Source organism: Geobacillus sp. PLS 41, from assembly GCF_056494105.1.
In genome coordinates, this window is sequence record NZ_CM151395.1 from 2676964 (window position 1) to 2688623 (window position 11660).

9 protein-coding genes and 1 pseudogene are annotated in these 11660 nt (G+C 41.6%); 2 read left to right on the forward strand and 8 right to left on the reverse strand.

The genetic code is table 11. From position 1 onward, the window contains the following. The first annotated feature begins 149 nt into the window (after window positions 1–149). Window positions 150–1454, forward strand: a complete 1305-nt coding sequence (locus ACVX3G_RS13410) for an acetamidase/formamidase family protein (protein ID WP_011230887.1) — start codon at window positions 150–152, stop codon at window positions 1452–1454. Window positions 1455–1524: 70 nt separating this feature from the next. Here the strand turns inward: ACVX3G_RS13410 and ACVX3G_RS13415 are convergent, their stop codons facing one another. From ACVX3G_RS13415 to ACVX3G_RS13450, 8 genes and pseudogenes are all read right to left on the reverse strand, one after another. Continuing rightward, window positions 1525–2508 carry a restriction endonuclease gene (locus ACVX3G_RS13415; RefSeq protein ID WP_014195568.1) on the reverse strand — a complete coding sequence of 328 codons (984 nt, stop codon included), beginning with the start codon at window positions 2506–2508 and terminating at the stop codon, window positions 1525–1527. 339 nt (window positions 2509–2847) lie between these two features. Beyond that, window positions 2848–3420 (reverse strand): hypothetical protein, encoded by a 573-nt coding sequence (locus tag ACVX3G_RS13420; RefSeq protein WP_021322742.1) that lies wholly within the window; start codon window positions 3418–3420, stop codon window positions 2848–2850. After that, window positions 3407–4201 carry a hypothetical protein gene (locus tag ACVX3G_RS13425; RefSeq protein WP_231293769.1) on the reverse strand — a complete coding sequence of 265 codons (795 nt, stop codon included), beginning with the start codon at window positions 4199–4201 and terminating at the stop codon, window positions 3407–3409. Before ACVX3G_RS13425 ends, ACVX3G_RS13420 begins: the two co-directional genes overlap by 14 nt. 159 nt (window positions 4202–4360) lie before the next feature. Further along, a complete protein-coding gene (locus tag ACVX3G_RS13430) occupies window positions 4361–4984 on the reverse strand; it encodes a hypothetical protein (protein ID WP_081107419.1) in 624 nt (207 codons plus the stop codon). 54 nt (window positions 4985–5038) lie between these two features. Next, a complete protein-coding gene (locus ACVX3G_RS13435) occupies window positions 5039–5827 on the reverse strand; it encodes an NERD domain-containing protein (protein WP_014195564.1) in 789 nt (262 codons plus the stop codon). A gap of 41 nt (window positions 5828–5868) precedes the next feature. Further along, window positions 5869–6387: a hypothetical protein gene (locus ACVX3G_RS13440; RefSeq protein WP_014195563.1), complete on the reverse strand. Its 519-nt coding sequence runs from the start codon at window positions 6385–6387 to the stop codon at window positions 5869–5871. A gap of 625 nt (window positions 6388–7012) precedes the next feature. After that, a pseudogene (locus tag ACVX3G_RS13445) lies at window positions 7013–7863 on the reverse strand (Rpn family recombination-promoting nuclease/putative transposase). A gap of 157 nt (window positions 7864–8020) precedes the next feature. Further along, window positions 8021–10153, reverse strand: coding sequence for a Piwi domain-containing protein (locus tag ACVX3G_RS13450; protein WP_020279644.1), 2133 nt, complete (start codon window positions 10151–10153; stop codon window positions 8021–8023). A 248-nt stretch (window positions 10154–10401) separates the two neighbouring features. Between ACVX3G_RS13450 and ACVX3G_RS13455 the strand changes: the two genes are divergently transcribed. Continuing rightward, entirely contained in the window at window positions 10402–11652 is a 1251-nt protein-coding gene (locus ACVX3G_RS13455; RefSeq protein ID WP_014195558.1) for a deoxyguanosinetriphosphate triphosphohydrolase family protein, read from the forward strand. The last annotated feature ends 8 nt before the right edge of the window (window positions 11653–11660 follow it).

Consider the following 11660-nt stretch of genomic DNA (forward strand, 5'->3'; position numbering starts at 1 on the left):
ATATAATAAATATACACCCGATTATTTTGACAATACTCTACTGAATTTCCTAAAATGTAGTTAGACATCACCCGTCGAAGGTTCGTTGTCAGCGATCCAAGGTTCCTATGTAACCAATCCTAAAATCTAAAAGTAAAGAGGGGAACGCCATGGAAGCGAAACAAACCGTGTTTGTCAATGAGTTCACTAACGGCATCTTAGACCCTCATGGAAACATGCTTGGCCCCGTGCAGGATGGGGGATACATTGTCGCCAATACTACTCCTGGCTGCTGGGGACCGATGATCACTCCTTGCATCCGCGGTGGCCATGAAGTGACAAAGCCCGTTTTTGTCGAAGGCGCTGAAGTAGGAGACGCCATTGCGATTAAGATCAAATCGATTCGCGTCACCTCTATCGCCACATCCTCAGGAAATGATAAACCAATGGAAGGTCGGTTTGTCGGCGATCCGTTCGTTGCTGTCAAATGCCCACAGTGCGGAACGATGTACCCGGAAACGAAAATCGAGGGGATCGGCCCGGAAGCCATTCGGTGTGCGAATTGTGGCGCGGACGTGACTCCATTTGTATTTACGAACGGCTATACGATGACGTTTGATCCAAACCGACAAATCGGCGTGACCGTGCATAAAGAAGCGGCAGAACACATCGCTCGACAAGGACGGTACTACATGGCGACACCCGACAACTCCGTCCAAAACCCGATCGTCACGTTTGCGCCCCATGACTTAGTCGGAACGGTGGCCAGACTCCGCCCGTTCCTCGGACAGCTCGGCACCACCCCGGCGCGTCCGCTACCGGATTCACATAACGCTGGCGACTTTGGCCAATTTCTGATCAACGCCCCACATGAATACGGGATTACGAAAGAACAGCTGGAAGATCGCACGGACGGACATATGGACATTAACCGTGTACGCGAAGGCGCCGTGTTGATCTGCCCTGTGAAAGTGCGGGGCGGAGGTGTTTATCTCGGTGATATGCATGCCATGCAGGGCGACGGGGAAATTGCTGGGCATACGACCGACGTATCTGGCATCGTCACCCTTCAAGTGAAAGTGATCAAAGGGTTGACCATTGACGGACCGATTCTTCTTCCTGTTGCTGAGGACCTCCCCTACTTGGCAAAGCCATTGACAAAAAAAGAAAAAGAGATCGCCCTCGATTTGGCACAATCATGGGGGGTAAACAAATTGGAAGAATCGTTGCCGATTTCCTTTGTCGGGACAGGTGCCAACCTAAATGAGGCAACAGAAAACGGGTTGCAGCGGGCAGCGAAAACGTTAGGCATCTCTGTCCCTGAGGTGATGAACCGTGCCACGATTACCGGCGCCATCGAAATTGGCCGACATCCTGGGGTCATCACCGTGACCTTCTTGTGCCCTGTTCGTTATTTAGACAAGATTAGTTTGACCTCGCTAGTGTACGATCAATATCGCAGCGTTTTGGAGTAAAAACATGTCGATCATCACTAAAGGCTTCATCCTCTCGCACTTGCCAAGCAGGGATGAAGCCTTATGTTTGTCAAGATTCGGGCACATACATTTTCTGCAGCGGAAGCAGCGCTCTCGCATCGCTAGGCATGTTCTCATACCAATGGACAATCAAGTTGACCAGCTCTTCCAAATCAATCAGTTTCACGGAATTATGTTTGGCGACTGCCTCTGCTTGGGAAGTAAATCCTCCAGTCGAAACGAACAAACAATTGGCATCAATCGGGTTGGCCCCGAGAAGCTGCTGGATTTCCGGAGCCGAAGCGGCACTTTTGCGATGCTTAACTTGCACTTTAATAATTGGTTTTTCAAAACCGAATGCATCCTTATAGGCCAACACATCCACCCCACCGTCAGGGCCTTTCGGGCTGACTTGCACATTGTACCCCATAGCCCGAAGCAAGCCCGCCACTAAATCTTGCATTTGCCACGGATCAAGCTTGTCCACTTTGTCTTGGATCATCATCAACGCTTTTCCAACAAGGTCTTCAACGATTTCTTCCGTTTCCCCCTCTTCATGTTGAGGTTTTGAGAATGGTTCACTGTGTAAACGCTGCTCGATTTCATCGCCCCATTCGTCCACTCGAAACACCGTCAGCGTCGAACCTAAACTGTTCTTCGCTCCGTCTGACAGCGAATCCCTTGGAACTGTCGCATTTTCCCATTTTACCCGGATGATGTTCGGATAATAGGGATGCCCGATGGAGGGATCGTAACGATGCTCTTCTGTCACGGTTCCAACAATGTACTCCCTTTTCTCTTTTGAATATGTGATCACTCGATCGCCCTTTTTGATTTCATGGGCAAACCGCCATACTTGATTCACCCAACTCGTTCTCGATTTTGGTTTTGACTCGGCAAACACTTCATCCGCCTTTCGCTGCAGCTGTTCTTTCGACCGAAAGCGCTTCGGATCGCCCAATCTCGCCCAACCGATCGATGCGATGCCCTTTTCCAGCCAAAGCGGAATCAGTTCATTGCGATCGCCCGCGCGGATCATCCACCATTTTGACATCCAGGTTCCTCCAAATCCTTTTGTTCTGGAAGGCCGGTGATTTAGTGAAAAATCGCGGAAAAACGGACTTTTTTCTCAAATAGAGAAGTCTTGCAAAATCAACGCTTCTCTTTCGACCGAAAACAATGGGTTCGGCGAAATCAGTCGTTTTTCACCAGCCTTCTAGACGGTTTTCTTCAATAAAAAATCTTTACCGTTTTTTCTTTCCCCCGTTTCTCCATTTGTCCAACTCTGCTAGACGGAATATTACCATCCGAAGAGACATTTCTATTTTGATCCCTACGCACCGCCCTCCTCAGTCTGTCAACTGTTTTAATTTCCCTAATTCCAGTTTATCTGTCACAAACGATGCAACTCATCAAACACCCTATCCTTAATGTTCGTTGATGTAATGGATAATAAATCAATTTTCTTTGAAATAACTTCTTGAATTTTACCATATTTTTCTGAAGTTTTTTCGTCATTTGGAACGCGTTTAAACACTCCATTTTCAGATTCATGATTAGTAAAGTTATTGCCATCATATAAAGGCCAGTAGAAAAACCAATGCTCAGAAACGATCGGTGGTTTATCCCAATGTTCAAGTGTTGAATACACGTATTTACACAACGTCATTCGTGGTTCTTCTTTGAATGAGATTTCAACCGCATAGATTGGGTCGTTTTTCAACCCATTCCCCAACTGGCAAGGAGGCGCAGAATCTCTCTGATATAGCTTGATAAAAGATTGAATGAACCAGCCTTGATACTCGCGGTCAGATTTCTGACGTAAAAATTGTGGGATCACCGGAACAAATCCACATTCAACCGATTGACGGTCCAATTCCGCCAACAGTTTATCGACACTCTCGTACGTTTTTCGCACAACCTCAAAAGCGTTTTTTATGTTCTCTCGTATACTAACGGAATTCATAATACCACTCCTTTTCAATACGATTGGCACTTAAATGAAAAAATTGTTCATCTGTATAAAAATGAAAGTAGGAGCAGTGGTCAACTAAAGGACAAGCAAGGCTTTGAAAGTTTTGAAAACGATCAAATCCCTTTTTTCTCAATAAAGCAATCAAATCTTTCAGCATTAACCTTTCAAACTCATTCAATGTTTCATTTTTTTGCACGTACACCAATTGATGGAACACTTCTTGCCACGATAAATACCCGAAATGAACACCGCTTGGCAGTTTTCTGTTTTCCATCACCTTTTTAGCCATCATATTCACTTCTGGTTCCGTTCCTAATAAGAGCAAAAACTTTGGCGTCTGCCCTTTACCCTTTAGTAAATCACTCGCTTCTCGCTCCAATTGATCGTCTGATGATAAAGGACTATGGTATTTCACTTCGATTCCTATGATCAAATGATCCAATTCAAGTAAAACATCGATTTCACTTCTTTCTCCCTTGACCCAAAACTTAACCTTATCCCCTATAAACTCGTCTTTTTGCATCTCCAAACCATTTATGAACACCGTTTGATCAGTTTGAGAAAAAAATACAGCCTTGCTTAAAATCGGCTTAATCCCTTTGTGAAAAGGGAGATAACGCGACGTACCAAATACGTTCGCTGTCAGCTGATCTTCAAGCCGCTCGCTTAAATTCGAACCGTCTGATGATATTTTTCCATGTATTTCAGCTAACAAACTTTCTCCCCCCTGTCTGTGCCCATACATTCGACAAGTGACAGGATCCGCGTGCAACGAAGCTTCTCCTGTCGCACTCTAATTTTTTAATTGCTTCTCATAACACTTCTTCATCACAACAGATAAATCCGGGTTAATCAAGTCTTGCCCGAGACGTTTTCGTTCCTGACACAGCTTTTCTTCGATAGGTGACAACAGACACTAAAACTATTTCTCTCAACTATATACGTCCCCAACATGAACGGCTACATATCGGAACTCGCCATGTTTATCTTGGTTGATAGTAGAATAATGATGCCATTTCAATTGATATCTCCCTTTAATAAAGATCGGCGCATCACGGTTTTCTTTCGTCCCTGCTGATGCACGTTCCTGCCATTTTAACTCCCCGGTGATGATCCGGTTTTCATGAATGCGAAACTCGCAGTCCACCGTATTTGGTCGCATCGGCTCGGTCCAATACAAATGGTCATTCGTTAGCAGCACAACGATCCCGTATACATTCCTTCTCCCCATTGTTATTCGTTCTAACTTTTCCACTTGCGCCAAAAAATCATAACGACCCTGATCCTGAGCACCGTGGTGCTTCAATTCAATCGTTTGCCCGTTTTGCTTTATCGTGACCCGAGCGAGCTTGTTCATTAAACAAATCGCGTATTGGCGCCCACTTTCCGGTTCTTCCACCCACAAATCGATCAGATAATCATGAAAGCGTTTGTTCTCCTCGACGCGGAATTTTTCTTGAAGCTGAAATTTTAATGACTGTTTAAACGCTTCTTTTGAAGCAAAAAATCGATACTTTTGCGATAGGCGTTCCAATTCCTCGTGAATAGAAAACATCATTTTCCTCCTTCCCTTATCTATAGTTGCTGCCCAAACGGCCGTGTTGCAAGTTCAGCCAATCGACTGCGTAAACTTGCATTTCGGATAATTATTGCAACCTTTAAATGTTCCGTATTTCCCTTTCCGAACGATTAGAACACCGCCACATTTTGGACAACGGTTTTGCTGTATATGTTGTTCCGTCTGCTTTTGCTTCGTTCGAATCGTTTGCACGTGCCGCTTTTTCATTTCTTTTTCTTGTGTCTTATCTTTGGCAAGCACTGTTTCTAATTTTTGAGCTAAACGTTCCTTTGTTTCCCTATCGATCACTTTTGTTTGATGTTGCTCGAGCACTTGTTTCAATTGTTTCGGATAAACCACATAAGCATGGGCAAAATGAGCATTTGATTTAAACTTTGCCCGCGTCAAAAACACGACAACCGAGTGAATCGGAATATGCGCAAACTCCTCCCCAAGCCAGCCTCTTAACGCCTTGATATGCCCTTTGTTCTGCAAAATAGGATTAAGAAATTTTTCTTTTCGTTTATAAATGACTTGCGTCCAATATTTTGACGTTTCATCTCCGAAAATCCAGCCGCTGTAATTTTTCGTTTCGATGACAAACAGTCCTTGATCGGAAAGGATAACATGATCAATTTGCGAAGTTGAACCGTCTTGTTTTGGAATATACAGGTTATGAAAAGCTTTGTATTTTCCGGATGATGTTGCTTCTATATTTTTAATTGCTTTACGGACTTTATATTCTCCATACGATCCAATCCATTCCGCTTCTTTTGACTTGATCCATCTTGCCAATAAGGCAAGCAAACATAAAAGAAGCAGTGTATAGAAAAGATTCACGTTCGTCTGCCCCCCTCCCTTTTCACATCCCCCATACCACTTTACAGATTACCTAGGCGATTTCGTTCAATTTTGATCGTGTTATCTTTCCCATCGAGCCTGTCAGCGCGCTTGCTGCCGTAAATGCGCAGCCATGGGGAGCCTTTGACTGCTTTCACGGACAGCCGCGCCGTTCCGCGAACTTGTTCTTTTTCGATATCCACGCATTCGAGAAATTCGTCCCAGTAGACGATGGCAATGACTTGATTGTAGTCGCTTAATTGCTTCTGGCCGCAAATAAAGGCAAAGATAAATTCTTTTTCTTTGTTGTTTTCCTGATGAATCTTAGTAATTTCTTCGATCTCATTGTCGCTAAACGAAAAGGACCAAGTGAAATCCTTGGAACCTGATGGAGTGGTATTGTACTTCGTATAAATGATATAACTCGCTTTATTCGTCGTGACTTCGTATATTTGCCGGTTATCGTTTTCTTTTTCAAACAGTGCAGGCGCCAGCCCCCCATTAACCAGCGCAGAAAGCAACGCCCCGTAATAGTAATCGGCTTTGCAAATCGTTGTCATCATGATCCCCTTCCTTATTCCTAAACCAAAAATCTCATTTAATTCGATTGTACCAATATTTGTAGAAAAACGTTGTCGAATATTGTAAAATCATTTGCAAATTTCCTATGCATAATTAACCTAATATACCGTCTGAAAACTCAGGCAATCGAAACAAAAAAGCTACCCCATCATCTTAGGGTAGCTTTCTCCTTTAGCGGGTAACAACAGGTACCAGGCCAATACATATTCGGGAAAAAGCGAAGAATAAAACCATTAAAAAACGCTGTGCCATCTTTTTATTTAAACAAGCGGTCGTGGTCAATCGTTATACATTTCACTCCACATGCAAAATATCGTTTGAAATCTCTTTATTTCCTCCCATAATGTATACGTTCTCGCTCCCGGTTAAATTCTTCATGCAACTTCCCTTGTTCGTATTCCATCAAATAATTTAATGTCTGCTCAATGGTTGCTATTTTCATTGTTATTAATATATCGGAAGAAGTATCCTCGTCATCTAATAATGTTCTCTTGTATCTCTCCAGTTCCAAAAGGCGCTCCATTATTTCTTTAAATCCTCTAATCGTCTTTTCATCCTTATAAATAAAATCACGTTCGAGCAGATGCCAAGTACTGCCCCTTCCTACTCATCTTTTACCCTTTTATGAACTTCTTCTTCCGTTAGGTCAAATATATGTGCAATATCGGCAATGCTCATTCCTTTTGCAATCATTTTTCGCATCATTTCTCGCTCTTTTTGCTTAGCTCCTTCACGTTTTCCCTTTTGTTCATACGAAATCAACAATTCCAACACTTGCTCTTTTTCTTTCGTTTCCATTTGATTCACCTCGTTTCGTAATTGTTGTTCTTCTTCATCCGACAATTTCACATATGTTTCAAAAAAGCCATTAACAGCCTCTGCTTTGCTTCATCCAGCTCTAAACGAACTAACATGCGCAAAAACTGTTTTTTCAATTCGATTCGTTCACTTTCAGTATACCCCATTTTGCTAAGCAGCGCAGCGGTGATCGGGTTGTCAATGCGAATGTAGTTGCGCCAATTTTGTTTGCGTAGTTTGATGGTGAAAAAGCGGAAGTGAAGGATGCTGCCAAACGGAAGTTGAAGCGTAAACGAAGAGGGTTCGTCGCGGATGGCATCATAGCTGAAGACGGCAATCGGAACGATGTTCGTGCGGTATTTTTCAAACAAGCGGCTGAAGTAAATGAACATCCGTTCAGGAAACGACGGCTGCACATAGCTTTGGTTTTCGATATGGACGATGATCAGCCCATCTTCCCCTTTTAATTTCGTTTCGACTAACAGATCGACGCGATACTTTTCCCCTGCCGTTACATCGGTGAACAGTTCTTCAGATAAAAAGGACAAATGCTGAAAATCAATATACTCGTACATTTCGGGGAAAAAGAGAAGAATAAACTCTTCAAAAAATGCTTGGATCAACTCTTTGAACAAGCGGTCATGGTCAACAGCCATACATTCACCTCACATGTGAAAATTCACATACGTTATTCGACAACATGTGCGAAATTCCTGCATGGGATAAAACAAAAACAGAGAGCCAAGCAATGACTCTCTGCTTCTACAAATCCCAGCAACCCTTAGAGAGTGGCGGGCAAGCAACCCTTTCATATCACACAAACGGCAATGCCCGTTCATGCTGCGAACGCGGGTGAATCAACCCGCGGTTATGGAAAGTAGAGCTCAAATCGGAGTAATGGATCGTAATCGGCAAGCGTGTCTTCAGCATGGAATGAATATGCATAAACGATAGCTTATATACATCAGAAACAATCTCATGAACAGACAGACCATTCGTTTTTTGCACAATTTTTACAAGTTGAGCCATGCCTACAGACTCTCTCGGATCTGTCGCACATAAATACGCCGTGTTTCCTTTTGAATAGTATATTCCTTGCTTTGTCACCCATTTTTTATTTGAATAAATAGCCATTCTTCTTCGCGGTTTTTTTATGATTTCTACAAAATCAAAAGGAATTTGAAATGATCGCAAATAAGCTTGCAAAAAATCTAGATCCTCCCGACAAATACCATCGCGGTGAAAAGTAATATGCCGCGGCTTCGCTCCATATATTTGTTCGTAGCTGTATATGCTTTCATTCACAATCTCTTCCATTGTAGAATTGGCGATGGTTTCCCCCGCTTCCGCTGTAGCCACTGATTTTTGTTTAATGATTTTCCCATCGCGTCCAATAACTTGAATGATCCCAGAGGCATGCTTTCCGTGTTCATGGCTGACATCCAAGCCAATGAAGCAATCTGAATGCATCGGGCTGGCCAAGATCCAAGGCTGAACTCCTGCCTTGGCATAAATCCCCAGCAAAATATTATAGTAGTGAAAGATATTATTTTCCGTAACTAAAGAAGAAGTGAACCCAACAAATTGCGTCATCAAGTCTTCTTTTCCGCCAAATTCTTTTTTAATCGTAACGTAGGCGCGATCAATATTTTCTTCTGTTCCAATGACCACTACTACTGTTCCGCGGAACTGGTCAGTAATGGATTTCAAATGATACGACAGGTTATCTTGCTTAAAAAAGTCTTTTGGCAATTGACCGTATAGTTGGCGAGGCTGATCGGAAATATTAAGCTTTACACCAAGCGCTTCAGACATTGATTCTAGCTTTTTTACAAAACATCCTACTTCTTTTCGCTTTTGTGGGTCATAGTTCAGCTCTGGATCGACGAAAAAACTGACGGCTACACTGCTCGGTTCATACACTCCCGACTGCTTAAGCCCTCTATAAATCTCATTTGTTTTATATCCTTGTCCAAACTCCATTATCGGGGAATCCAACTCATTAACATCATAGCCTAGGTTAACCGCCCGCACATTTTCTTTTTTGAACGTCAACACTTGTTGTTGCCTAAGCAAGCGGAACATTTCTGTATAAAGCTTAGACATTTTTTCATTTGGTGACAGCTTAATCAGGCGATTCACTTCCTTCGTCATCGATGGCAGCAATTGCTCATATGAACAAGTTAATTTTAGCAAATGGGGCAAATAAGGAAGAAGATGACCGTCTCTGCTTTTTACATGTACGACCGGTGTTTTTTCATGAACTCCTTTTAGCTTCCACAGTTCATTTTTTTCTAAGTAATAATCAATGACACTTTGTTGTAAAAACGGACTTTTTTGCCCGGCTGTATAGTCAGCCATCCCCACAAAAGTGTAATAGTATGCCCGCCTATTAAATGGATCGACAACCTCCATTCCTTCTTTGAGAAGCGATGGATCATTATTGATCACATCTTGCAATGTTTTTCGATATTCAAAACGGTGCTGATAATCAAAACCGACGAAAATATCTCCATTTTCTTCAACTGAAAAGGAAATATAGATCGCCGGATGAATGCTAATTTCACCGACATGCATAGACTGTTCATTGGCTAAACGGAATAAGTCGTTATCCATCTTATAGCTGCTTTTACAACGATTCTCTAATTCTTTCTTTAATAATCTTTCCAAAATTGTTCTTTCCATAGGTAAAGAACATTGAATGGGCCGATGTTCGTGCTGAATATAACGATGATCTCCCCAATGACAAATCTCTTCAAACGATGCTATATACTGTCCATGCGCCGCCACCGTTATGTACGAATTTAGCTTTCTCAGTTCATAAGCGATCGAATGGGCATAAGAATATTTTTCGTGCGGATTAGATAAAGGAACCGTATAAAGATGAATGGCAATATCCGACGCTTTTTCATCCGCTTTACATTCAGAAAAATAATAATGGTTCACAATCTCACCGCCTTTCCAAATTGATCCATTCTATATTATATCATCATCTCTTGAAATTATAGTGGAAATAGAACGACTTGAAAAAAAATCTGAATTATGTTCACAAAAACACATCTCCTTAGGAATAAGATACAAAAAAGAATAGGCTAAAAGATTATCCAGGTTTTAATAAAAATTTCAACAATTATTTAAATTGTTGTAAAATAACAGGGGGGGATAATACTAAGAAAAGAGAAGGGGGTTCTTTCATGAGTTCTGGTCAAATCGATATTTCAAAGATGATTGAAGAGGGACAAGAAATAGCAAGCAATCAAAATGAACTTCACACATTTCGCCAATATAAAGATTTATTTATCTCCACTAAACAAGACGAAATAGATGGTTGGAGAGATCCGTTTCAAAGAGATTATGCTCGTGTTCTTCATTCTTCTTCATTTCGAAGATTACAAGGAAAGATGCAACTTCTCGGCACTCAAATAAGTGATTACTATCGCACCCGTCTTACTCATTCGCTTGAAGTGAGCCAAATCGGAACAACCATTTCTAGAAAAATAGAACATGAAGGTGTTAAAGTAAACTCGGCATTGGTTGCGATGGCATGTTTGGCACATGACATTGGCAATCCACCATTCGGTCATTATGCAGAAAAAGAGTTAAATAAATTAATGAAAGACGATGGAGGATTTGAAGGAAATGCACAGACACTCCGCATTCTTTGCAAATTAGAAAAGAAAAGCTCTCATTATGATGGTCTGAACTTAACAAAAGCAGCTTTATATTCCGTTGTCAAATATGGCGTTTATAACACATCTCCAAAACAAATCGAAAAACAAAAATTTCTTTATAAAGAAAATAAGCAGAATTTAGAAGATAACGGAACAATGAAAATCCAAACGATAGAGGCACAAATTATGGAACTTGCAGATGACATCGCCTACTCCACTCATGACCTTGAAGATGGATTAAAATCAGGAATTTTATCGATAGACGCTGTATTAGGGCAACTTAAAGAAGAATTAAGAAAAGAGTTTCAAGAACTATTACAACAAGCATATAAAAATTGTGGTGAGACGTTTGGTGACGTTGCATTTAAATCACTCACCTCTACATTAATCGATACGTTTATTAAAGACATCGGTGTAGTGGAATTAACTGAAGAACAACGTCAACGGAAAGGCACCTCCTTTAAATACGGCTTAGGATTGCGAACAAAAGCAAAGTTAATGGACGGATTAAAAAATGCTGTAAGGGAGATTCTCATCGAAAAACCAACTGTAGCGTTGTATGAAATCAGAGGAGCCCAGATAGTCAATCGCTTGTTTGAGCTCTTAAATGATGACAAATATGAAAGACTACTTCCTCCTGAGTATCGAGCCTTAATTCAAAACGGGGAACCAAAAAAGCGTGTTGTATGCGATTATATAGCTGGAATGACAGATCATTACGCTGAACAACTTTACAAACAATACTTTGGAGATCCAAATACATTGAAAATATAAAAATAACA

What these genes read in the sequence shown, in the direction of transcription:
- ACVX3G_RS13410 (WP_011230887.1), top strand. Translation starts at nt 150, where the DNA reads ATGGAAGCGAAACAAACCGTGTTTGTCAATGAGTTCACTAACGGCATC.
- ACVX3G_RS13415 (WP_014195568.1), bottom strand. Translation starts at nt 2,508, where the DNA reads ATGTCAAAATGGTGGATGATCCGCGCGGGCGATCGCAATGAACTGATT.
- ACVX3G_RS13420 (WP_021322742.1), bottom strand. Translation starts at nt 3,420, where the DNA reads ATGAATTCCGTTAGTATACGAGAGAACATAAAAAACGCTTTTGAGGTT.
- ACVX3G_RS13430 (WP_081107419.1), bottom strand. Translation starts at nt 4,984, where the DNA reads ATGTTTTCTATTCACGAGGAATTGGAACGCCTATCGCAAAAGTATCGA.
- ACVX3G_RS13440 (WP_014195563.1), bottom strand. Translation starts at nt 6,387, where the DNA reads ATGACAACGATTTGCAAAGCCGATTACTATTACGGGGCGTTGCTTTCT.
- ACVX3G_RS13455 (WP_014195558.1), top strand. Translation starts at nt 10,402, where the DNA reads ATGAGTTCTGGTCAAATCGATATTTCAAAGATGATTGAAGAGGGACAA.